The 24,325-nt window shown below is 34.0% G+C and carries 17 protein-coding genes; 9 read left to right on the top strand and 8 right to left on the bottom strand.

The genetic code is table 11. The features are described from left to right. Window positions 1-339: 339 nt before the first annotated feature. Window positions 340-2,331 carry a putative porin gene (locus ACEN2N_RS17630; protein WP_441825553.1) on the bottom strand — a complete coding sequence of 664 codons (1,992 nt, stop codon included), beginning with the start codon at window positions 2,329-2,331 and terminating at the stop codon, window positions 340-342. A gap of 167 nt (window positions 2,332-2,498) precedes the next feature. Between ACEN2N_RS17630 and ACEN2N_RS17625 the strand changes: the two genes are divergently transcribed. Then, window positions 2,499-6,773 carry a thrombospondin type 3 repeat-containing protein gene (locus ACEN2N_RS17625; RefSeq protein ID WP_441825552.1) on the top strand — a complete coding sequence of 1,425 codons (4,275 nt, stop codon included), beginning with the start codon at window positions 2,499-2,501 and terminating at the stop codon, window positions 6,771-6,773. Then, window positions 6,770-7,498 carry a hypothetical protein gene (locus ACEN2N_RS17620; protein ID WP_441825551.1) on the top strand — a complete coding sequence of 243 codons (729 nt, stop codon included), beginning with the start codon at window positions 6,770-6,772 and terminating at the stop codon, window positions 7,496-7,498. Before ACEN2N_RS17625 ends, ACEN2N_RS17620 begins: the two co-directional genes overlap by 4 nt. A gap of 65 nt (window positions 7,499-7,563) precedes the next feature. Here the strand turns inward: ACEN2N_RS17620 and ACEN2N_RS17615 are convergent, their stop codons facing one another. From ACEN2N_RS17615 to ACEN2N_RS17600, 4 genes are all read right to left on the bottom strand, one after another. After that, on the bottom strand, window positions 7,564-8,265 hold the full coding sequence (locus ACEN2N_RS17615; protein WP_441825550.1) for a hypothetical protein: 702 nt from the start codon (window positions 8,263-8,265) through the stop codon (window positions 7,564-7,566). Window positions 8,266-8,868: 603 nt separating this feature from the next. After that, a complete protein-coding gene (locus tag ACEN2N_RS17610; RefSeq protein ID WP_441825549.1) occupies window positions 8,869-9,600 on the bottom strand; it encodes a hypothetical protein in 732 nt (243 codons plus the stop codon). Between the two features lie 13 nt (window positions 9,601-9,613). Beyond that, window positions 9,614-11,056, bottom strand: coding sequence for a RagB/SusD family nutrient uptake outer membrane protein (locus ACEN2N_RS17605; RefSeq protein WP_243835435.1), 1,443 nt, complete (start codon window positions 11,054-11,056; stop codon window positions 9,614-9,616). A 19-nt stretch (window positions 11,057-11,075) separates the two neighbouring features. Further along, window positions 11,076-14,141, bottom strand: coding sequence for a SusC/RagA family TonB-linked outer membrane protein (locus ACEN2N_RS17600; RefSeq protein ID WP_441825548.1), 3,066 nt, complete (start codon window positions 14,139-14,141; stop codon window positions 11,076-11,078). 208 nt (window positions 14,142-14,349) lie between these two features. Here ACEN2N_RS17600 and ACEN2N_RS17595 point away from each other — a divergent pair, with 208 nt between their 5' ends. The 3 genes from ACEN2N_RS17595 (at window position 14,350) to ACEN2N_RS17585 (ending at window position 18,243) form a co-directional block, all read left to right on the top strand. Beyond that, the gene (locus ACEN2N_RS17595) at window positions 14,350-14,937 is read left to right on the top strand and encodes a ribonuclease HII (protein WP_441825547.1); all 588 of its coding nucleotides are present in this window, start codon (window positions 14,350-14,352) and stop codon (window positions 14,935-14,937) included. 36 nt (window positions 14,938-14,973) lie between these two features. After that, window positions 14,974-17,433: a ribonuclease HII gene (locus ACEN2N_RS17590; RefSeq protein WP_441825546.1), complete on the top strand. Its 2,460-nt coding sequence runs from the start codon at window positions 14,974-14,976 to the stop codon at window positions 17,431-17,433. Window positions 17,434-17,550: 117 nt separating this feature from the next. Further along, window positions 17,551-18,243, top strand: coding sequence for a TapB family protein (locus tag ACEN2N_RS17585; protein ID WP_441825545.1), 693 nt, complete (start codon window positions 17,551-17,553; stop codon window positions 18,241-18,243). 33 nt (window positions 18,244-18,276) lie between these two features. Here the strand turns inward: ACEN2N_RS17585 and lipB are convergent, their stop codons facing one another. The 3 genes from lipB to ACEN2N_RS17570 are packed head-to-tail and all read right to left on the bottom strand — an operon-like array spanning window position 18,277 to window position 19,921. Next, a complete protein-coding gene (lipB, locus tag ACEN2N_RS17580; protein ID WP_441825544.1) occupies window positions 18,277-18,990 on the bottom strand; it encodes a lipoyl(octanoyl) transferase LipB in 714 nt (237 codons plus the stop codon). Window positions 18,991-19,016: 26 nt separating this feature from the next. Further along, entirely contained in the window at window positions 19,017-19,754 is a 738-nt protein-coding gene (locus tag ACEN2N_RS17575) for a hypothetical protein (protein ID WP_441825543.1), read from the bottom strand. 11 nt (window positions 19,755-19,765) lie between these two features. Next, window positions 19,766-19,921: a YqaE/Pmp3 family membrane protein gene (locus tag ACEN2N_RS17570; protein WP_073240341.1), complete on the bottom strand. Its 156-nt coding sequence runs from the start codon at window positions 19,919-19,921 to the stop codon at window positions 19,766-19,768. A 96-nt stretch (window positions 19,922-20,017) separates the two neighbouring features. Here ACEN2N_RS17570 and ACEN2N_RS17565 point away from each other — a divergent pair, with 96 nt between their 5' ends. The 4 genes from ACEN2N_RS17565 (at window position 20,018) to lysS (ending at window position 24,284) form a co-directional block, all read left to right on the top strand. After that, window positions 20,018-21,070, top strand: a complete 1,053-nt coding sequence (locus ACEN2N_RS17565; RefSeq protein ID WP_441825542.1) for a helix-turn-helix domain-containing protein — start codon at window positions 20,018-20,020, stop codon at window positions 21,068-21,070. A 106-nt stretch (window positions 21,071-21,176) separates the two neighbouring features. Then, window positions 21,177-21,740 (top strand): TlpA family protein disulfide reductase, encoded by a 564-nt coding sequence (locus ACEN2N_RS17560; RefSeq protein WP_441825541.1) that lies wholly within the window; start codon window positions 21,177-21,179, stop codon window positions 21,738-21,740. Window positions 21,741-21,827: 87 nt separating this feature from the next. Next, window positions 21,828-22,553 carry an SGNH/GDSL hydrolase family protein gene (locus ACEN2N_RS17555; protein ID WP_441825540.1) on the top strand — a complete coding sequence of 242 codons (726 nt, stop codon included), beginning with the start codon at window positions 21,828-21,830 and terminating at the stop codon, window positions 22,551-22,553. A gap of 39 nt (window positions 22,554-22,592) precedes the next feature. Continuing rightward, window positions 22,593-24,284: a lysine--tRNA ligase gene (lysS, locus tag ACEN2N_RS17550; RefSeq protein WP_441825539.1), complete on the top strand. Its 1,692-nt coding sequence runs from the start codon at window positions 22,593-22,595 to the stop codon at window positions 24,282-24,284. Window positions 24,285-24,325: the final 41 nt, after the last annotated feature.

Here is a 24,325-nt window from a genome sequence, read left to right as displayed (position 1 = left end):
TACAACTGTTTTTTAACCTGACAACTTTTATCGAAAAAAAATGTTTTTCTTTTTTCTCCCAGACCTAATCAACATATTTATGAACCTTTTTCCAACTCCCGATTCAGAACTTATCTTCACCGTTTGCGGGGTGCAAATGTACACACTATTCTTAACTACACAACACTTTTTGAAATAAAATAAACAAAGTTTTTTAACCAATCACTAACTGCATGATTTACCGAGGGTTAGAAATAACCACAATACGAAAAAAGTTAACCATATGTATTACAGCTACTTATAGAATATACTATCCGTAGATTATTAAATATCAACATATTAAACGAATCATTCTTTACATCAAGAAAAGAAATTCCACACTAAACCAAATCGTATTACAAAATCACGATACGGATAATTAGGCGCGGCATAATAGTCATACCCAGAAAAAGAAGCATTAAAGTGTTCTGCTTTCAGGTAAATTCTTGTCTGTTTAATTCGGGCATTAATAAAGAAATCTAATAAAGGATACCCACCCAACTCTTCTTTATTCTGTACATAGAACTCACCAAGGATAGGATTATAACCATTCATATGATAACTGGAGAAATATTTAAACGTAATACCTGTTTGCAAGTACATCGCTTTCTTAAATACATCTGAAGAAAAATACAATGTATTACGGGTTACCAATTGAGGAACATTCAATACTTGCGTGTCTTGGATTACATTTTGATACATTACTGTATTATTCAAAGCAAACATACCAACCTTAAATTCTTTCTCATATTTAACCTTTAAATGAGAAACAGTATTACCTTCTTGTAAAGGTTTGATAAAGGCATTATCTAACTTATCAGTAATTTGTTCATCTGATACAGGAGAAAAGTACGTATAGTTGTCAAGATTACTATACTTGACCATTACATTACCCCAGGTCTTAGATAGTAGTTCCCCTTTTAGACTGCTTGTTCGTTCTTTCTCGAAAACATTGCTATTGTTCCAATTATAATTAAGGTATTCACTTTGGTATAATAGGTAGTTGAAATTGGGCATCCTTGCAGATGTATGTAAGGAGAATTTCAATTTATTATTCTCATTAATACTATATGAAGCCGATGCATTAAAAAGATTACCCGCTAGTTCACCCGAAAGATTATATTTCAAATCAGCGTTGAAATCAAATTCTCCTATCCGCTTTTCATACTTACCCCCGATTCCGATTTCAGTTCCATTTAACCTATTAGGTATTACGGTACCATCTGCCTCTATAAATTGACTATTGAAATAGTAATCATAATTATAGATGTTTATACCTCCTGTTAATCTACCCAGGGTTCTATTATAAAATTCAGCATTAACTTCATTATAGAATGTTTTCAAGACTGCCTTATCATTTATAGTACTCAGAATAGCATCACCAAATAAGGTATCGCTGGCTGTCTGTAAAAATTGATAATATTTTGTTTCATAATCAAAACTATGACCAATTGATAATGAAGTTTTTTCAAATCGGGTAGAATCTAATTGTTTTCTAACCAATTTGTAGGTATGATCTAAATAATACCTTTTACCTAAAATTTTATTATCTGCATCATCTAAATAAACATCTACTCGCGGTCTATTAATAAAATCTTCATCACCAGACTCAAATTGTTCTTCCTTTTCTACCAAACCTCCATTTTCTTCAGACGAAATATTTTGGGCAGCTATATGGGCTCTTAGGGCATATCTTCCATTCTGAGATAAGTAATTAGTCGTAGTTACAAAATTACCAGACTCTATTTGGGTATCATTATATTTACCAAATGAGCGAAAACCGATATAACCTATAGAAAAATTCAACCTTCTAGATGTATTAAATGCCAAATTAGCATCTAACAACTGACCTTCTTCTAAAGTTGTTTTAAAGAACAGCTCGGTCATTGGAGTAGCAACATTATAGTAGTTGATCTGCTCTTTTTCTAAATACTTACGATCTTTAGCAATAGCGCCTAAATTTGGATAACTTGTTACCCTTTCAAAATTTACACCCAATTCATTATAAGCCTGACCGATATTGGAAAATGACATTAATTCAAAATCATCTTCTCGTAGGTAATTGTACCTATACTCTTTTTGAATAGTTAGTGTAGTATCTAAATAGGTGGTGTCTCTTGCAAAAGAAATAATCTTATAATCCTCTATTGTCAACGTAATAGAATCATTTTGCAGTTTGCTTTTCGGATTTATTGGCTTGGTCTTTTTACCCAGAGGAATTGAATCTCTCTTTTTTTCAGACTTTTCAATTACATCTTGACCTAAAACAATCGAAGAAGCTAAACACAATAAAACTAGAATTATATATTTCATGAAGCATTGTTACCCTTGCAAAGTTAATTTTTTTGTTGCTAAGTAAATGTGAAAGTTTGATTGACTTTGATCACCTGAACATAAAAGAATGCCAACTAATATCAAATTTTAACTGCTCACATTATTATATTAAGGAATATTTTTCTGATTTTTATAAAAAAATGTTAATGAAAGTACTGTTTTTTAATGTTTTCGCATTTTTAGCGATAACAGCGGCATCTGCTCAGTTTAATGAGAATGCACCATGGATGAAAGATTTAACCGAGAATCAACAATCTTCAAAATCTTCTACCAACACACATTCGTTATATGACATATCGAATGCTTTCAACGAATATTGGAGCAATAAAGACTATTCTAAAAAAGGTAGCGGTTTTAAACCTTATAAAAGATGGGAAAATTATTGGAATTATTATGTTGATAATAATGGAAATCTACCAACTTCTTCTCAATTATGGGATTCTTGGAAAAGCAAACATGAGAGCGTAGGCAAAACAACCAACCCTACTGCAAATTGGAATGCTATTGGACCTTTTAGCCATAAAACCTACTCGGGTGCACTTTCTGGTCAAGGTCGGGTTAATGCAATAGCAGTAGACCCTAGCAATGAGAACATTTGGTATGTAGGCGCACCAGCTGGCGGTATTTGGAAATCTGTAGACAGTGGTAACTCATGGATTAATCTTTTTGATGATTTTCCGCAAATTGGAGTATCTGGTATTGCAATAGACCCTAATAACTCGCAAATTATCTACATTGCAACTGGTGATGATGATGCCGCAGATTCTTACAGCGTGGGTGTTTTTAAATCTGTTGATGGAGGAAACAACTGGAGTGAGACAGGATTAAACCCTAGTACCTCAAATATTAATTTATTAATGAACGAGATCACCATTGACCCTAATAACTCAAACATTATTTGGGTAGCCACAAGTGTTGGGCTACAAAAATCTACAGATGGAGGAACTACTTGGGAGGTAAAAGCAAGTGGAAACATACAAGATTTCAAATTAAAACCTAACGACCCAAATACTGTTTATGCTGTAACTTCAAATACTTTTGTGAAATCTACAGATGGCGGTAACAATTTCATAGAAATAACTAATGGGATTCCAGCAAGTTCTGGAAGATTGGTAATAGGAACAAGCGCAGCAAACCCCTCAGGAGTATATGTGCTTAGAGCATTAACTGGTGGTAACAATTTTGCTTTTGGCGGACTATACAAATCTTTAAACAGCGGTGAATCTTTTATAAAAACTGCTAGTGAACAAGATATTTTTGAATCAAACCAAGCTTGGTTTGATCTTGCTATTGAAGTTTCACCTACTAATTTTAACGAAATATATACTGGCTGCCTAAATGTTTGGAAAAGCACAAACGGTGGTGATATCTTCACTAGAATAAACAGATGGAATGTTAGTGACCAAGGTTATACTCATGCTGACATACATACCATAAAAATTTTCAACAATAAATTATATATTGGTAGTGATGGTGGTATCTATATGTCTGAAAATGGCGGTAGTTCTTTTATTGATTATACAGCTGGTATATCTATTAGTCAATTCTACAGAATATCTGTAGCTAAAAATAATTCTGGCAAAATAACAGGTGGATTGCAAGATAATGCTGGTTTTATTCGTGATCAAAATCAATGGAATGTTTTCACTGGCGGTGATGGAATGGATTATGAAATTGACCCCAATAATAGTAGCTTAGTTTATGGATTTGTACAATTTGGGGGTAGTTTATTTATATCTTCCGATTCTGGGCAGTCTATTGGTGTGATTGGTGCACCAACTGATGCAAATGGAAACACCATTCAAGGGAACTGGGTAACTCCATTAACAATAAGCTCTGACGGCTTCGTTTATGCGGGTTTTGATGCGTTATATAGATTAGAAAATAATCAATGGAGTAAAATATCTTCTTCCATTGGCTCAGGAAATATTGATGATATTGAAATTGACCCAACAAATCCTGAAACGATATTTGCCGCTGAAAGCAACATATTATATAGAAGTCGAAACAGCGGAGCCACATTTAGCCTTATTAAAGTGATGGATTCTGAAATTTCTGATATTGCAATTAATTCTAACGACAGCAATATTATTTACCTAACAACTTCTGACAGGGTGGGTATAGCCCAAAGCGACCAACCCTCGGAAAGAGGCATCTTCAAATTAACTATCGGAGAAACTGTAACAACTTCTGAAAATATAACATTTGATATACCTACAGATCAAGCATTTTTTTCGATTGCTCATCAAGGCAGACATACTGACAACCCAATTTATGTAGGTACAAGTTTAGGTGTATATAGACTTGATGACACATTAACGGAATGGGAAGAATACTATACCAACTTTCCGAATGTAGCTGTTAGCGATATTGAAATTAATTTAGATGACGAAAAAATTATAGCTTCAACTTATGGTAGAGGAGTGTGGGAATCTACAATACCAGTTCAAATACCAGATAATGAAATTAGATTAGTTTCTATTACACCTAATTCAAATGACGTATTATGTAACGACTTTGCACCAACTGCCACTATAGAAAACCAAGGTGTAAATGCCATTACCGCTGTAGATATTGAATATTCTATTGATGGCAACACCTCACAAACCTTCAACTGGACAGGTAATTTATTAAGCAATGAAACAGCTACTTTAGAACTACCTTTAGAAACAACCGTTAATTTTGGCGAGTCTACAATTGAGATAACTGCCATAATTGCTAATGATAGCTATGATGACAACAACACTTTACAAAATAGATTCTTTTTAAACACGCCTAGTTCAGGCGGTGAACTAAAGACTTTTGAAACTGAACAAGAATCTTTGATTTCATATAATGATGGTAATTCTGAAAGCGTATGGCAAAGGGGTATACCTACAGGCTCAAACTTAAACACAGCTACATCTGGTAGCAATGTTTACGGAACCAACTTAAATGGCGATTACCCAAATAGCACCAAAGCCATCCTTCTTAGTAATTGTTATGATATGACCTCTATTATCGCTCCGGTTCTTAAATTTAATATGGCATATGACCTTGAATTAAATTTCGATATAGTATATGCTGAATACTCGATTGACGGGGGAAGTAACTGGAATATTCTAGGAAGTATCGATAGTGAACCAAATTGGTATAGCAGTGATAGAACTAATGCACTTTCTGAAGAAGCAGATGATTGTCAAAACTGTCCTGGAGCACAATGGACAGGTGAAAGTACCGAAATGACAGAATACGCTTATGATTTTAACTTAAATGCCGCTAATGGTGAACAAAACCTTACTGGCGAAACGAATGTACTTTTTAGAATCGTATTTCAATCTGACCCTTCTGTTACAGAAGAAGGTGTAATTATTGATGACTTCGTAGTTGATGGTTCACCCGACGACGACGACGACGATAACGACGGTATTTTAGATATTGATGATAATTGCCCTTTAACCGCAAATGCTAATCAATTAGATACTGATAGTGATGGTGAAGGTGATGTTTGTGATACCGATGATGACAATGACGGTATTTTAGATATTGATGACAACTGTCCTTTAATCGCAAACCCAGGTCAAGAAGATGATGATTTAGATGGTATTGGTAATCTTTGTGATAATGATAGCGACAATGATGGAGTACCAAATGATATTGACCAATGTGACGATACACCTAACGGAACTATAGTTAATGTTGAAGGTTGTGAAGTTTTCTCTTTACCGAATACTAACTTTCAAATTCAGACTACAGGCGGTGCCTGTAACGCAAGTAATAATGGAAGCATTTTAATTACTGCTGCAAATACTTCGTATACGTATAACGCAGTTTTATCAAATACTGGCGGCACAACAAATGATAGCTTTACAGACGAAAGTACATTTACTAATTTGTCTGCAGGAGATTATCAATTATGTATTACAGTTGAAGGTCAAGTTGATTATGAAATTTGCTTTGATTTAACCATATCCGAACCAGATGCTTTATCTGTTTCCGCTAAAATCAGTTCGCTGAATAATGAGGTTACATTAAGCTTCTCTGGCGGTGATTTATATACTATTTTCCTAAACGAGAAAATGTATTCTACAACGGCTAAAGAAATTACTTTGCCGTTAGAAGATGTAACCACATTGATTACTGTAAAAACCGGATTAGATTGTCAAGGAGTTTATACTGAAAAAATAGTATTAAGTGATGATCTGTTTATCTATCCAAACCCAATTGAAGGTGGAGATTTAACTATCTACCTAGGTACGAATGCTGCACCAGAGGTCACTATTTCATTATTTAATGTAAATGGCACAAGTATTCTATCAAAACAAATGAAATCGACTAACAACGAAATTAAACTAAGTGTAGATGGACTAGCAACCGGAGTCTATATTTTAAACATTAAATCTGGCAACACGCTATCTAATTACAAAATCATAAGAAAATGAGAACATTAAAATATATAACTTTTACATTTCTGCTTGCCACACTTTTCATATCATGTGGTGGTGGCTCTGACAGTGAACCAACCCCGGTTGACCCAATTGCACCAGTTGTATTAAATCCTGCTGCAGCTGGTTTAGTTTTCCCTGAAGATAATACTGAATGTAACGAAGGTGTCATAAATACAAACGACGAAACAAAAAGTACTGTAACTTTTCAATGGTCTGCTTCTGAAAATACAGATTCTTATGAAGTGAAAGTAAAGAATCTTGAAACAGGCAGTATTACTACAGCCATTTCTAATACCAGCCAGAAAGAAATAAGTATAAATAGAGGCACACCTTATGAATGGTATGTTATTTCTTTAGCCAATGGAACATCTTCTACTGCTACCAGTGAAACTTGGGCTTTTTACAATCAAGGACAAGGAATAGAAAATTACGCCCCGTTCCCTGCAGTTGCTATTAGCCCGCAGAGAGGCGCTACCATTTCTAGCGCTATAACAACCATTACTTTAGAATGGTCTACATCAGATGTTGATAATGATATTGTTTCTTATGAAGTATTGTTCGACACCTCTGAAACACCGGTAACATCTTTAGGTGACACAACAGAATCTTCTATAGAAGTAACAATTACTGCTGGTACTACATACTATTGGAAAGTAATTACCAAAGATTCTTTTGACAATACCTCAAATTCAGAACTATTTGAATTTAGAGTAGATTAGTAGAAATTAAAAAGCCAAAGGTGCAATTGCATCTTTGGCTTTTTAATTTAATACTTAAGTTTTCCTTATAACGAATTGAAGTAATTAAGAAAATTTATTACATCTTTCTCGTGTCTAAGATTTAGATTGTTTTCTTTTATATACGTTTTCATTTCTTCCTTTCTTGTTCCTGTAAAATCTAATATCTGATTCTTGGTTAACCGAACCTTCATCGCATGGTTCTCCTTATCCGCATTAGTTTGGTCTAACAAATAATAAGAACTATTCCAAACATATGTTGGCGGAGAATACTTTTCATAAGAGGTACTAGGGCTACGTGCTTGTTTTAATAAAGCTTCTGGTTTGAACAATAATTTTAACTTACCCTCATTTAAATCTGTAAAATAACTTGTTTTAATAGACTCATCAGTATCAACATACGTATATATACTATACATTTTACCTCCTATCTCTACTTTTATATAGGCACGTTTTAATAACGAATAAAATGAATCTTTAGATATATTATCTAATATTTCCACTTCATTTCTATATGCGTTATAACGCATCTTTCCTATTTCTTCAACTTTTCCGTGTACAATAACCTCTCCATGAACAAATTCCTCATTTAAATATGGAGTTCCCTTTGCTTTTGTAGGTGCTATTTCAGTGCTACTAGTAACAAAATTAACAATGCCCTCTTCTGGCACTGGAGAATATGCATTTTGCGCATTTACACTATTAAAAGCAAAAGCAGCGATTGTAAAGATTGTAAACTTTTTAATCATTTTATTCATAATTTTTTTCAATTTAATTGTTTATAATTGATTCGTAGATTTAAAAAATGTTATTAAAAACTTAAATAAGGATTAGTAGTTTATATAATTACCGAACATCCATTTAATACGGAATTTAGCTTATTTGATAAACGAAGAATAATAAAACTGAACTGTCAAAATTGAAATGATTTAAAATATAATAAATCCTAAACCTTAAAATTAGAATACTAGTGCTTTATATTTTGTAGCTTCTATTAAACTAGATTTACATGAGGTAATGAAAATGTTATAATTATCTGATGGAATTGTGCATAAAATTTTCGATAAATACAAATCCTTTCTCTATAATATAAAACTATTTATCATTGAAAATCTTGCTTTAACTTAAATTTAGATGCATATATAATTCATAAATCGCTGGTTGCGCTGAAACACAATTACCATTTGCAAAAACTAAAATATTAACATTACCGGTAGCATCATTTTCTAGAATAGAAATAAAATGATAATACTTATAATCGTTAATAAAAACTAAAAATATATTTAAAAAAAATCAGGCTAAATTGCTTCAGCCTGATTTTTTTTAAATAATAAAATGATGTATTTAAATCACTATTGATTTATACAAAATTCTTTAGCTTCAGAGGCACCGAATGCCCCACCACCATCAAGAACTTTCAATATAGAACATGTAATTGTATAATTACCAGTAACTGTACCATCTACTTGACCATCACCATAAGCATCAAATATCGTGAATGTATAGCATCCATCTTCTAAGAACACTTCTTCAACATAAGTTTCTACACCGCGACCAAAAGGACCAGCAGAAGCGACAACAGCTCCATCTGCATCTGTAATTTCCCAACTTGTCTCATCACCGTATAAATCTGTATTTACGGTAACAACAATATCATTACAAATAATTTCCTTAAAATACTCTATTTCTAAAGTTTCATCAAATGCAACACCATTAGCCGGAGCATTTAAGTTAACAATTAGTTTGTAAACTTCACCTTCAGTTAATGGATCAAAATTTAAAGAAACATTTAAGATCCCAGTGTAAGCCCCTGCAGGTATAGTAACAGAACCCAATGCATAGTTAGCTGCTGCACCAACTGAAGAATCATCAACTGAAACGTCAAATGTTCTATCTGCCGTAGAAACTGTAGTTACATTAACAGGTACTTCTAAACCTAAACCTTCGGTGGGTACTGAAACGTTATAAGCTGCTGTTGCAAAAGAAACACCAGTTTGTCCATTTTCATTATCAAATACTATATTCTCTTCTTCACAAGAAACAAAAGCAAATAGTACTGCAATTATTAAAATATATTTTTTCATAATTCTATTGTTTTTAGTATCCAGGATTCTGAACCATGTTTTGGTTAGCATTAATTTCTGCTATTGGAATTGGCAATTGAAATCTAAAATTGTCAGCAGCTAAAGTTGGGAAATCTGGAGGTGTTCCAGTACCATCAATAATGTCTCCCATCGTAGAACGCATAACAGGTTCTCCCCTACGTTTTAAATCAAAGAATCTATGACCTTCAAATGACAACTCAACTCTTCTTTCGAACTGAATTGCATCTTCAAGATCTTGACCTGCTTCACCACCATCATAAGCTACATATCTTAAATCTCTAAGCTCATTTAATGTAGATAATGCATCTTGGCCTAATTCGAATTGTGCTTCTGCTTTATTTAATAAAACTTCTGCAGCTCTCATAACCTTAACATCAACGCGACCGTTAACCTGTCCTGTTTCTCCCAAAAATTTTGAGATAGCGTTATATTGATTATCTTGATTTAAACCAACAAAAGAAATAACATCTTTTCTTAAATCATCTTCATCAATACTATTGATAAAATCAAAATCGAAAACATATTCTGAAATTGTAGAAGTAGCATTTGACTGGCTGTATAATACACCGACATTGTTGCCATTACTTTCAGAAGAAGTATTAATTGCCAACTTAACAACGATACCCGCTTCATTTGCATCAGTATACAAACCTTCTAATTCTTCTGCAGTTGCCAATGGAACACTTACTTCATCAGCAGCATCAATAACCTTTTGATATTCACCATTATATAAGTAAACTCTAGACAAAAGTGCATAAACACCATCGGTATTTAATTTTCCTTGACCGTTATCTGCACCAATTAACTGACTTGCTCTTTCTAAATCGCCGATAATTTCAGCATAGTTGCTAGCAACAGTTTCTCTTACAGGTTCTGCAAAAGGATCTTCTGTATCCCCATCTTCAACTTTAATATAAACTACACCTAAGGAAGCATTTGCATCTGCAGACTGAGTTGGTATTTTACCATAGACCCTAACAAGATCAAAATGCGCCCAAGCTCTAATAGCTAGTGCTTGACCTAAGATATTGTTTTTTTCATCACCGTCACCTAAGTTGTCGATTTGAGCAATTACTAAGTTGGCAACGTTTACAGCCTCGTAAGCCTCACTCCAGTACAAATCAATCGCACCACCAGTACCAGCTACATATCTGTAATTGAAATAATCTTGATTAGAACGTCTACCTGTTTGTGCAATAATTACGTTATCGGATAATATATCTGGAATACCTTGCAAACCTGAACCAGTGCTTGAATAATAGTTCCACAATTGTCTGTAAGCACCATCTACACCATTCTGAAATGCAGAAACACTATTAAAAAATGTTTCAGGATTTCCTTCTACAAACGGTTGTAGGTCATTCAACTCATCATCGCAGGACATAAAGAACCCGAACGAAAATAAAAGAACTAATAATTTTATGTTATTTTTCATTTCTTACTTTTTTTTGTTTTTAAAATCCTACTTCAACACCAAAAGTATAAGACCTTGTGTTTGGATAGCTAAATAGGTTAAATGATCCTGGTACGAAACCTACATCTCCTGGCTCACCTGATTCTGCAGAACCTAAACCTACTTCTGGATCACCGCTGAAATCGGTGATTGTAAATAAATTCTGTCCAGCTACAAAGAACCTCAATGAATTTAGACCCATACCATCAATCATGTCTCTTGGCATGTTGTAATCTAAAGTCATGGTACGTAATCGTAAATAATCTCCTTTTTCTAAGAATCTTGTTGAAGTTTGATCAGCAGTACCTTGAAATAAAGGACTAGGTAAAACATCAGTATCACCAGGCTGTTTCCAGTAATTAAAAGCATCAGTTCTTTGATTGCTATCAATGTTACCAATTGCAACACCTTCTTGCAGTTGGTTATTAAAGATATAATTACCTCCTTTATAGACAAAATCACCTCTTAGACCAAAACCTTTATAAGAGAATGCAGTGAAGAAACCACCCTCAAAATCAGCTATTGGAGATTTACCTTCTTGAATTTGTTGAAAGCTATCACTAAACTCATTTGTAATATTACCGTCTAAGTCATAATATAATGGCTCACCATTTGCAGGATTAACACCAGCATATTCAACTGCGTAATAAGAGTTAATCTCTTCACCAACACGCAGTATGTTATCACCAAATGTACCAGTAACGATATCTTCACCATCAACTAATTCAATAACTTCATTATCAATGAAAGTGATGTTACCACCAAGTGTCCATTTAAAGTTTTGAGTTCTAATAACATCTCCACTTAAAGAAACTTCAATACCTGAGTTCTGAATTTCACCAATATTAGAGAATATAGAGTTGTTCTCATCACCAACTGTGTATGAAATAGGTCTATCTAAAAGTAATTCATTTGAATTTTTCTTGAAGTAATCTACTACACCATTCAATCTATTATTGAATAATCCAAATTCTACACCTACATCAAATATCGCTTGAGACTCCCATTGAATTTGTGGGTTACCCACACCTACAGGCAAAGCTGTTGTTTGACCGTTATATGTATTTGCGAAATCTAGTAAGTTTAAATATTGAAAATCACCAATATTCTGGTTACCAGAAGTACCATAAGACGCTCTTAATTTCAGGGTATTGAAAATAGAGTTCTCCATGAAGCTTTCGTTTGCAATGTTCCATGCTGCACTACCACTATAGAAATAACCATATTTATTATCAGGTCCGAATCTTGAAGAACCATCTCGTCTAACTGACCCAGAAACGATATATCTACCATCATAGTCGTAATCAACAAATAAACCTTGAGAGAATAAAATTCTTCTTGATTCAGTTGACCCTACAGATGTTGCTTCTGCAGCTACATCTAAATATGGTATACTTGGTGAAGGGAAACCTCTACCAGTTGCAAACATATCTGTTGCAATATTCTCGTTATATTCCAACAAGAAACTAGCGGAAAGATTATGAACACCATTAAAAGTATCTGCATACGTAAATACGTTGTTAACATTGTATTCAAAATCTATGTTCAAATTATCAGTTTGAGTACCAGGAAAGTTAGCATCACCAACAAACCCTTGCAATACACCACCCGCTATAGAACGTGAAGTTCTATTATATCTGTTACTAATTAAACCAACACTAAAATTGTTAGAAAATTTTTCACTGAAGGTCATACCAGCAGTTATGTTACCTATCAACAATAAGTTTCTCGTATCTTCTTGCTCAGTCTGTAGTGCCAAAGCAATTGGAAAACCTGTTCTTGTAGGGTTATAAACATTATTACCTTGATCATCAGTCACTATCGAACCATCGTCATTAGTTCTGAATAATGGATCGTAAGGATTGTAATCATACATTGCCCTAAACGGGTTCTGCACATTGTTTCTATCTCTTGGTAAATCTGTAGTACTACGAGATACTGAAACATTGGCACCAATATTCAACCAATCTTTTGCTTGGTAATTTGTATTTAAACGAGCAGACATTCTTTCAAAACCATCTATGTTTTTGATAATACCCGTATTCTTGTCATAACCTAAAGACATGTAGTACGTTAATTTTTCATCACCACCAGAAACAGAAAGATTGTTAGACTGAATGATTGAATTCTTAAGTAATGCATCTTGCCAATCTGTATCTAACGCAGTTAATCTTGCAATTTCTTCAGGAGTAGCATTTGCACCAGGCAAACTACCTGCAGCACCTACACCTAAAGCAGCATACTGACGCTCTAACTCTAATTTCTGGGTAGTATTCATGATATCGAAGTTATTCGGAATCATTTCACCAAAACCGTAAGATGAAGAAAACTTAATTCGAGCATCACCAGCTTTACCTTTTTTCGTCGTAATTAAAATAACACCGTTAGCACCACGAGAACCATACTTAGAAACGGTAGCCGCATCTTTTAATATTGAGAATGTCTCAATATCACTTGGGTTCAAGTTACTAATTGGGTTGAAATCTCTTTCTGTATCGATAGGAATTGGAACACCATCAATTACGTATAAAGGAGTAGTTTGTGCGTTAATAGAACCAACACCTCTAATTTGAACAAAAGCAGTGTTGCCTGGTCTACCGTTTGAAGCAGTAACCTGTACACCTGCAGCTTGACCCTGTAGAATGTTATCAATACTAGTAGAAGGAACGAATGCTTCAATCTTCTCTGTACCTACTGTTGATACTGCTGAAGTTGATAGCTCTTGAGACCTTGTCCCATAACCTACGACAACAACTTCTTCCAACGCCTGAGCATCTTCTTCTAATTGTACATTAATGGTATTGGAGGCACCAACACTCATCGTCATTGTTTTTTGACCTAGGTAAGAAAACCTCAATTTTTCACCTGAATTTACGTTAATGGCATAGTTACCATCAAAATCTGTTTGTGACCCGTTAGTTGTACCAACAACTACAACGGACACTCCCGGTAGCGGTAAACCACTTTGATCGGTTACAACACCGGTCACTGTTTTTTCCTGTGCAAAGGAAAATGTCATGAAGAGCACCAATAAAGGTGTCAACATCCACGTCAACTTCTGTTTCATAAAATTTGTTTTTTGAATTAGCTTGCGCCAAAAGTCCAAAAATTTGCTTAGTATTCCAAAAGCTATCTTAACTCAAAAAAGTTATATGTTAAAAAAACACTTATTATTATTTTTTTCTTTTTAAATAGTGAAATTTGTTGAAAATAAAACAATTATTTAACATTAAATCAATGTTCAAAAATCAATATTTTAAGTTAAAAAAATCATAATGCTTCTTAAATATTACCAAAATACTAACGAAACAGGTACCGATGAGGCTGGCAGAGGTTGCTTAGCAGGACCTGTTACCGCTGCAGCGATCATTTTACCGGAATCTTTCGAAAACGCCATTTTAACAGATTCAAAGCTTCTATCTGAGCACAAAAGAGACCTTCTAGAACCACTTTTAAAAGATGAGAGTATATGTTTTGGCATTGCCCACATTCAACCTAATGTAATAGATGAAATCAATATTTTAAATGCTTCAATTCTGGCAATGCATAACGCCATTGATTCGCTGTCTCAAATACCCAAATATATAATTGTGGACGGTAACAGATTTAAACCTTTAAATGATATACCTTATTCATGTATAGTTAAAGGTGACTCGAAATACCTAAGTATTGCAGCAGCTTCAGTTTTAGCTAAAACAGCACGTGACGCTTATATGCTTCAACTACATGAAGAATACCCAATGTATAATTGGAAGAAAAATAAAGGTTACCCTACCAAAGAACATAGAGCCGCCATAAGAAAATATGGCCCCACTAAACATCATAGAATGAGTTTTAAGCTTTTACCTGACAACTTACTCTAATTATACAAATAGTATAACTTTGCACAAACTTGACGCATGAGGCACACTTTACTATTTGCAGCACTTTTACTTCTATGTTTCAGCTGCTCAACTAAAACAGAATCCGAAAACTCAATATTAGAGCTAGTCCCTACCAATGCAAGTTTCGTTTTTAAAATCAATGATTTTGAAACTTTGATAAATGAATTGTCATCTAACGAAATTTTCGATGCTCTAGAAGGTCAAGAGCCATTCATACAAATTAAGAAAAGTATAACCTCATTAAAATATATTGCTGATAAAAAAAAAGGCCTACTTGCCTTTTCTTCAGATAGTACGTTAATTGAATATACCTACATTACAACTGATAGCCTTAAAATACGAGACGGAGATAGCCTGCAAAATAAAAGTATTGAGACGCTTAGTTATGATAACCTAAAAATTATAAAATACGAGATTGAGAATTCCATATTTTATAGTATACATCTTGACAACTACTGGGTAATAAGTTCGTCACAAACTTTACTGCAAAATATTATAACAGCTGCTGAAACTTCAGCTATTGATGAATCGCTTCAGCAATTCTACAACGTTGCCAATAAAGATAAGGTCATGAATATTTGGCTAAATATTCATGATGAAAATTATAAACCACTATTTGACCATCTTTTAGGAGCAGATCAAAATATTTCTAATTTTGCTAGTACGATATCTTTAGACCTAACTTTAAACGATACCGAAATTTCACTAAACGGAATTGCTCAAGCCAACGGCACTAAAAACCTATTTTTAAATCTTTTTAAAAACACTAAACCTATACAAAACAAGACATCTATTTTAGCCCCAAGTGATGCTGAGTATTTGACCTCTTTTGGCTTAGATGATTTTAAATTATATACCGCTAATAAAATTGCCATCAACCAACCGGCAACTACTTTAGATTCTTTGCTAAATACGGTTGAAGAGATTGGAGTTGCAGATTATGATAACGAACATGTTTTATTTTTAAGAACATTCGGTACCGAAACACTACTTGATTATATTAACGAAGAGAAAATATCTACCGAAGAATTTGGCAGCAATGAAATTTGGGGATTAAAGCCTAATCTCAAAATATTTGAACCATTAATCCCATTAATTGGAGAGCATACTTTTGAATATGCGAGCATCATTGAAAATACTTTTCTCTTTTCTACGTCTAAGAGCACTTTAGAATCTGTTATTTCTAAAATAAAAACTGGAGATACTTTTGATAAAACGAACTTATTTAAAAATGCCGAAAATAAACTTACCTCATCATCAAGTGTGCTTTCAATTTCCAATTCAAAAGGCTTCTCATCCTTATTAGAAAAATCAGTTTCTAAAACCTTAGCCGAGACATTTCGTGAAAGCAATTTGAACGACTATGTTTTTGGGACTCAAATAATCGCAGATGCAGGATTCTTTCACACCAATTTTATAATAAAAAAAATAACTGCAGAAGAAAATTCAAATTCTGTCTCGTCGGTTTTTGAAGTAAAGTTCGATACTGACCTTGCTACCCTACCTCAGTTTGTTACTAATCACAGTAATGGTAGAAAAGAGATTATAGTTCAAGATCAAGAAAATATGCTCTATTTGATTTCTAATAGCGGAAAAATTCTTTGGAAAAAACAACTTAATGGAACTATACAAGGTAAAGTTCAACAGGTTGATTTGTTTAAAAACGGGAAATTACAATTGGCATTTACCACGAACAACGAGTTCTTAATTTTAGACAGAACCGGGAAAGAGGTTGAACCGTTTACAAAGAAGTTTTCTGGTGGAAACTTAAATCCGTTAGCAGTATTTGATTATGAAGGACGTAAAAATTATCGCTTTGTTGTCACTCAAGATAAGAAAGTACTCATGTATGATGGTAAAGGAGATATTGTCAAGGGTTTCACTTATGACACCGCCGAAGCTTCTATAGTAGCAGCTCCTCAACATTTTAGAATCGGAAAAAAAGATTATATTGTTTTTAAATTAGAAAACGGTCAATTAAAAATTACCAACAGGGTAGGCAAAACCAGGGTAAACGTAAAAGATAAATTCTCTTTTTCTGATAATGACATTAAGCTATATCAAAACAAATTTACATTTACCTCAGTCGAAGGTATATTATATCAAATAGATACGCAGGGTAAAATTTCATCTAGCAATCTCAACCTTGCCAAAGACCACGGCATAGATGCCACTTCTAAAACTTTGGCAATCATGAATGATAACGTACTTACTATACGAGATAAAAAAATTCAATTAGAATTAGGTGTATACTCTAAACCAACGGTTTTTTACCTGAACGATAAAATTTATGTTTCGGTAACCGATATACAAAATCAGAAAATATACCTCTTTGATAGTCAAGCCGAATCAATTCCAAATTTCCCGATTTTTGGTAGCTCAGTAATTGATATGGCTGATATAAACGCCAATAAACAACCAGAATTCGTATTTAAAGATCAAGAAAACAGTATTAGGGTTTTTAAAATACGATAATACAGTTGATAGTTGAATTCACAAGCATTTAATTACCGATCATACATATCGTTCAAAATACTGAAATGTTTTTCATATATTCAAATAGTTATTAATCAGAACTTTAACTATATAGAAATGAACTCTAAACTATTTTCAGTATTATTATTTTTAATCGGAACCATATCCATTACCGCTCAAGACAACTGTAGCAAGTTTTACCCAATGAACAAAGGTGTTTCAATGGAATACACCAACTACAACAAAAAAGGGAAAGTTGAAGGCGTTAGCAGGTACAAAGTAATTGAAGCAAACCATAATGGCGATACCACTACTGCTACTATGTCTATAAACTTAAAAGACGACAAAGGTAGAGATGTTTATAGTACAAGCTACAATCTAACTTGTAAAGACAACATGGTTACTTTAGATTACGAATCTTTATTACCTACTGAAATGATGGAACAGTACGGCGATATGGACATTGAAATATCTGGCAATGATATCGAAATACCCAATTCGCTCAGCGTAGGTCAAAATTTAAAAGATGCTAACGTTGCCATGAAAATTAGCATGAGCGGCATTAATATGAATATGACCGTTGATATGACCAACAGAAAGGTAGAGAAAAAAGAAAGCGTTACTACTACCGCTGGTACTTACGATTGCTTTGTTTTATATAGTGAAAATCGCTCTAAAATGATGATGGCCAACCAAGTGTACCCGTCTAGAGTTTGGCTCGCAGAAGGGGTTGGCATGGTAAAGCAAGAAACTTATAAGAAAAACGGCGAAGTTATGAGTAGCACCTTGCTAACGGCACATAGTAAATAATAACTAAATCAAATACCAACTTTGAACCGAGGCTTACACCTCGGTTTTTTCATTTATTTTGGCTTCAAAAAGCACTTGAAAATGTTTGAGGAGTTTTTGTTTTACCACAGCCACATCAACTTCTTTCTTACCTAATTCTATGTTTAAAGAAGTAACGGCTTTGCCTTTTATTCCGCATGGGATCATCATATCAAAATATCCTAAGTCGGCATTTACATTCAATGCAAAACCGTGCATAGTTACCCATCTACTGGCTCTTACCCCCATTGCGCATATTTTACGTGCAAACGGAGTACCAACATCTAACCACACACCAGTTTCCCCTGGTGATCGTTCAGATTTTATTCCGTATTCAGCTAAGGTCATAATGACCATTTCTTCTAAAAAACGAAGGTATTTATGAATATCTGTAAAGAAGTTATCTAAGTCTAAAATAGGATAACCCACTATTTGTCCGGGACCATGGTAAGTAATATCTCCTCCCCTATTTATTTTATAAAAAGTAGCTCCTTTTGCTGCTAAGACATTTTCATCTACTAACAGATTAGAAATGTCTCCGCTTTTACCAAGTGTATACACATGTGGGTGTTCTACGAACAGAAAATGATTCGGAGTTTCTAAACTCAATTCCTCTCTTCTATTTCGTATTTTAAGGTCTAGGGTTTCTTGAAATAGTTGTTCTTGATAATCCCAAGTCTCCTTATAATCCTTCAGACCTAAATCTTGTACGTGCACCTTCTTATTCATCTTACAAAGATATGAAAAGGAATATCCTATTTTTCTAACTCTACTTCGATGACCATAGATTCTGGATCTTTCATCATCTCTAAGAAATTTACTTCATGCACCATAGTTTTTCCATCCATAGAAAAAGTTGCTTCTTCAATATTGGTAGACTTTACACGTCTTGGAAAATGGTACTTAAAGGTATAGGTAGAACTAGATAGAAACATTTCTGCACTTGCCAAACTGTCTATACTTTTTTCAAATAATTCTTGATCTAAAATTACCGTCTCTCGTTTAAATATGTTCTTTTCAAAACTGTAATTAACTGTAGTAGTCTCTTCTGTTGCACCACCTGGTATTGATTTACCGCCAGCAATAGGACCTACAGCACTAGCATTTTGAAAAGCATTAAATGCATCATTTACCTCAGATACTTTTTTAAAATCGGTATACATGTCAAAATTCATGACCCCACCTTCTGAATCTACCTTCATATGAAGACTAAAATTCTCTAATTTTTTCAATTTAGCTTGCTCCTCTGGTGACAATTGGGCTATACTATCCTTTTTTTCGCGCAATAAATCTTTAAAAACCAAAGTAGAATCTATCGCCTTGTCTAATTGGGTAGAGTCTGATTCTGGTATCATTTGCATCATCTCACTACCATCGAAGATTATACTCATTTTACCTGATCCGTCTTCATTGAAGTAAATTTCTTCGGTAAAATTACAGGCAGCGAAAAGTACTGTTACAAGAACAGTAGTAAGAATTTTGAAAAGTCTCATGTATTTTGGTTCTAGTTCGGATTATTCAATATAACTAAGGCAGCGATTACCCCTGGCACCCAGCCGCAAAAAGTCAAAAGTAGAACAATTACAAAAGAACCGCAACCTTTACCTAAAACTGCTAAAGGAGGAAAAAATATGGCTAGTAATACTCGAATTAAACTCATTTGATTATTATTTTGATTGATTGATGTACCTTATAAGTCGCAATTAAAAATACTTTGTTACAAAATCTACTAATTTTATTCCCTAGAACCCGACCAATGCTTAGAACAGTATTTTTTATTTTTATTATTTTCTCCTGTTTTAAAGGTTTATCTCAATATAGTTTTGAAGGTCAAATTTCAGATGAGCAAAGCGGAAAGACCATTTACCTATCTATTATTGAAGATTATAGGAAGTTTGGCAGAATTTCGATGGAACAGATTCTTAAAAAAACTACCACCGATTCAATAGGATATTTTAGTTTTAGAGGAAACAACCTTAACGATGACAATAGAATTTACAGAATTCATTTAGATGATTGTTCTGACGCTTCTACAAACTCTGAACACTTTTTTGGTAGTTGCGAGTTCAGCAAAAGCATTTTATTTATAGCCAATAATAACGACACCATAACTTTCCCTACTTCTTTTGCAAACGAAGCACTCTGTGAAATTACCTCAACAAATAGTAAATCATCTACCTTTTTAGATATAGATGTTTTAAAAGAAGAAATGGCTTTCGATTTTAGTGACTTTAGAAGTGATGCGAATAGAAAGCTGAATTCTAAAAAGTGGTTCTCGACCTTGCAAGATTTCGGAGAAGATTTAGATGAACCACTAGCCGAACTCTATATTTTTAACTTTTTGTCAGATAAAAGAAATGATACCTATAGCTATTACCTAAAAGATATTAGCAAGACAAACTATTATAATGAACTTGGCGGGCGATTAATAGCGAAATATCCAGACGCAGCATTTACCGACTTGTATTTAAATGAAATAGCCATAGACCAACATTTAACAAATGGCAATACAACCAAGTCTAATTTCTGGAAATGGCTACTTCTAGCCCTACTGTTACTCTCTATATCGCTGAACGTATACTTTGTATTCAAACAAAGAAGCACTTCAAGAAACTTGCAAAACGAATCTCTTGCGAAACTCACCGACCAAGAACATAACATTGTTCAACAAATTCTTGAAAACAAAACCAATAAAGAAATTGCAGCTGCCATGTTTATTAGTGTAAGCACCGTAAAGACCCATATTAACAATGTTTACAAGAAATTAGCAGTATCAACAAGAGACGAAATAAAGCAGCGCTTTCTATAACCTTTTAAATTTCCACCTAGGGTCTAGTACTTATTTCCACCCCACGAAATCAATTTTCAACTAGTAATTTCTAGAATTTTCAGATCTAATATAAAAACTGAAAATCATGAAATTATCATTTGTATTGACCACACTTCTTTTAAGCTTCTCCTTCAATACATTCTCTCAGAACACCAACCAAGAGGTTATTATTGAAAATCAACAACCCTTTTTATTGGGACAAATAACTGTTGGCGGACTCTCAGCCAACTCCTACAAAACATGGTTCGAACCAAATTTTAAAAACTATGAGACTGACCAAAAACAAATTGATTTATTTAAAGACCAGCTAGCTTCTTATAAAATCTTAATTTTTATGGGCACTTGGTGTGGTGATAGCAAACGCGAAGTGCCTAGGTTCATCAAAATCTTAGAATCCGCAGATTATCCTAGGGAAAACTTAAAAATAGTTGCTCTTGACTATCGAAAAGAATCGTACAAGAAAAGTCCGCAGGGTGAAGAATGGGGATTAAACATTCGCAGAGTTCCTACATTTATTTTTTACAAGAACGGACGAGAAGTGAATAGAATTATCGAAACGCCCATTACGTCTTTAGAAGACGATATTCTAAAAATTATTTCGCAACAAGAATATATACCCAATTACTCATCGTCATTTCATTTCGACTAAGAAAATTCATCAATCAAAAGCATGCGATAAATAGCGTATTTATAGTAACTTATAAAACCTTTCTAATCATAATTACGTTACATTATCATGAAATACGCTCACATGCTATATAAAATTCCCTTATTTATTTTTCTATTTGCCATGTTACCTTCATGTAGCCAAACAGAAAACATACGATCTGAACAAATTGCAGATGAAACCCTAAATCAAGAAATTATCACCTATCTAGCAATTGGCGATAGTTATACTGTAGGCGAAAGTGTTGATTTTGAAGATAGTTTTCCTGCCCAACTCAGCGTCAAAATTGAGGAAAACAAAAATCTTCAAGTCAATACAACAATAATTGCACAAACCGGATGGAGAACAGACCAGCTTATTTCAGCTGTTGGTGGTCGCGAATCTGCAGATTATAATTTAATTACGCTATTGATTGGTGTAAATAACCAGTTTCAGTCAAGACCTTTTTCTCAATATGAGATTGAATTTGTCGAACTTTTAACCAAAGCCATTAGCCTAGCAGGCAATGATGCTAACAAAGTAATCGTGCTTTCAATACCTGATTACTATTACACGCCATACGGTCAAAATAATGGTGACGAACTCATCTCTTTACAACTTGATGAGTATAATAATTTTGCCAAATCTACAGCCAGAGAAAAGGGAGTTACTTTTCTCGATATTACCGATATCACTAGAAAGGGATTAGACGAAACGGATTTGGTGGCTTCGGACGGATTGCATCCTTCTGGACTCGCTTATGAAAAATTTGTAGAAAGACTCTATCCTTTAGTGTCTACAAGATTGAAAGATTAATACATATCGATTATATTTGCCAGCTAAATAAACGACGGCATGCAATTATCGGAGCAAGAGCTTATCAGAAGAGAAAAATTGGACAAATTAAGAGCACTAGGTATTAATCCTTATCCTGCTGCTTTATATCCTGTAGACGCTACATCTGCAAGTATCAAATCTGATTATGTAGAAGGTAAACAGGTTATTGTTGCCGGTAGACTTATGTCTCGTCGTATTCAAGGTAAAGCATCTTTTGCCGAACTTCAAGATAGTACCGGTCGTATTCAGGTATATTTCAACAGAGATGAAATATGTACTGGCGAAGACAAAACCTTATACAACGAGGTTTACAAGAAATTACTTGATATTGGTGATATTATAGGTATAGAAGGTGAACTTTTTACCACTCAAGTAGGTGAAAAAACAATTATGGTGAAGAAATTTACCATGCTTAGCAAATCGCTTCGACCTTTGCCATTACCAAAAAAGGATGCAGAAGGTAACATTTATGATGAATTCAATGATCCTGAGCTACGTTACCGTCAACGTTATGTTGATTTAGTAGTGAACCCAAAGGTGAAAGAAACCTTCATCAAAAGAACTAAAATAACGACCAGTATTCGTGAGTTTTATAATGCAGCTGGGTATTTAGAGGTAGAGACTCCAATTTTACAGCCTATACCTGGTGGTGCAACTGCGCGTCCGTTTTTAACGCATCATAATGCATTAAATATTCCTTTATACTTAAGAATTGCAAACGAACTTTATCTTAAAAGATTAATAGTTGGTGGCTTTGATGGTGTCTATGAATTCTCTAAGGATTTTAGAAACGAAGGAATGGACCGTACCCATAACCCAGAATTTACCGTAATGGAATTGTATGTTGCATACAAAGATTACAACTGGATGATGGATACCACCGAAAAATTATTGGAGAAAATTGCGATGGATTCTAACGGCACCACAAAAATAACCGTTGGTAAACATGAAATTGAATTTAAAGCTCCATATGCTCGTGTGCCAATTCTTGAAGCTATAAAAATACATACGGGTTACGATGTTGCCGGTATGCCCGAAGATGAACTTCGTGAAACGGCTAAAAAATTAGGTCTAGAGGTCGACGAAACTATGGGTGTGGGCAAACTGATCGATGAAATTTTTGGTGAAAAATGTGAGCACCATTACGTGCAACCAACATTTATTACAGATTACCCAAAGGAAATGAGTCCGTTGACCAAAGAACATAGAGACAACCCTGCATTGACAGAGCGTTTTGAGCTTATGGTTAATGGTAAAGAGTTGGCAAATGCCTATTCTGAGCTTAATGACCCTATTGACCAAAGAGAGCGTTTTGAAGAGCAATTGAAGCTTTCTGAAAAAGGAGATGATGAGGCAATGTTCATAGACCAAGATTTTCTTAGAGCTCTTGAATATGGTATGCCTCCAACTTCTGGTATTGGTATTGGTATTGACCGTTTGGTGATGTTAATGACCAACAATGCTTCTATTCAAGAAGTATTGTTCTTCCCACAAATGAGACCAGAGAAAAAACCATTACAACTATCTGAAACAGAAAAAGTAATTTTCGATATACTTAAGGCAGAAAAGAAAATGGAGCTTGATGCCCTTAAAACGAAATCTGACCTAAGCAACAAAGCTTGGGACAAAGGCATCAAAGGGATTACAAAGCAACAATTGGCTAAAATCTATAAAGAAGACGATGTTCTTTTTGTTGAAATTATAAAATAGTCATTTCAAGGGACGTTAAAAAACAGTAGCTTAGAAGCTGG

This window comes from Maribacter spongiicola (assembly GCF_052119685.1).
Taxonomy (GTDB): Bacteria; Bacteroidota; Bacteroidia; order Flavobacteriales; family Flavobacteriaceae; genus Maribacter; species Maribacter spongiicola_A.
This window is presented reverse-complemented; position numbering and strand designations above follow the sequence as displayed.

Excerpts from the sequence above, each read along its gene's own strand:
- ACEN2N_RS17610 (WP_441825549.1), bottom strand. The coding sequence starts at position 9,600 with ATGAAAAAATATATTTTAATAATTGCAGTACTATTTGCTTTTGTTTCT.
- ACEN2N_RS17605 (WP_243835435.1), bottom strand. The coding sequence starts at position 11,056 with ATGAAAAATAACATAAAATTATTAGTTCTTTTATTTTCGTTCGGGTTC.
- lipB (WP_441825544.1), bottom strand. The coding sequence starts at position 18,990 with ATGAATAAGAAGGTGCACGTACAAGATTTAGGTCTGAAGGATTATAAG.
- ACEN2N_RS17600 (WP_441825548.1), bottom strand. The coding sequence starts at position 14,141 with ATGAAACAGAAGTTGACGTGGATGTTGACACCTTTATTGGTGCTCTTC.
- ACEN2N_RS17615 (WP_441825550.1), bottom strand. The coding sequence starts at position 8,265 with ATGATTAAAAAGTTTACAATCTTTACAATCGCTGCTTTTGCTTTTAAT.
- ACEN2N_RS17585 (WP_441825545.1), top strand. The coding sequence starts at position 17,551 with ATGAACTCTAAACTATTTTCAGTATTATTATTTTTAATCGGAACCATA.
- ACEN2N_RS17595 (WP_441825547.1), top strand. The coding sequence starts at position 14,350 with ATGCTTCTTAAATATTACCAAAATACTAACGAAACAGGTACCGATGAG.
- lysS (WP_441825539.1), top strand. The coding sequence starts at position 22,593 with ATGCAATTATCGGAGCAAGAGCTTATCAGAAGAGAAAAATTGGACAAA.
- ACEN2N_RS17565 (WP_441825542.1), top strand. The coding sequence starts at position 20,018 with ATGCTTAGAACAGTATTTTTTATTTTTATTATTTTCTCCTGTTTTAAA.
- ACEN2N_RS17590 (WP_441825546.1), top strand. The coding sequence starts at position 14,974 with ATGAGGCACACTTTACTATTTGCAGCACTTTTACTTCTATGTTTCAGC.
- ACEN2N_RS17560 (WP_441825541.1), top strand. The coding sequence starts at position 21,177 with ATGAAATTATCATTTGTATTGACCACACTTCTTTTAAGCTTCTCCTTC.
- ACEN2N_RS17630 (WP_441825553.1), bottom strand. The coding sequence starts at position 2,331 with ATGAAATATATAATTCTAGTTTTATTGTGTTTAGCTTCTTCGATTGTT.
- ACEN2N_RS17575 (WP_441825543.1), bottom strand. The coding sequence starts at position 19,754 with ATGAGACTTTTCAAAATTCTTACTACTGTTCTTGTAACAGTACTTTTC.
- ACEN2N_RS17620 (WP_441825551.1), top strand. The coding sequence starts at position 6,770 with ATGAGAACATTAAAATATATAACTTTTACATTTCTGCTTGCCACACTT.
- ACEN2N_RS17625 (WP_441825552.1), top strand. The coding sequence starts at position 2,499 with ATGAAAGTACTGTTTTTTAATGTTTTCGCATTTTTAGCGATAACAGCG.
- ACEN2N_RS17555 (WP_441825540.1), top strand. The coding sequence starts at position 21,828 with ATGAAATACGCTCACATGCTATATAAAATTCCCTTATTTATTTTTCTA.
- ACEN2N_RS17570 (WP_073240341.1), bottom strand. The coding sequence starts at position 19,921 with ATGAGTTTAATTCGAGTATTACTAGCCATATTTTTTCCTCCTTTAGCA.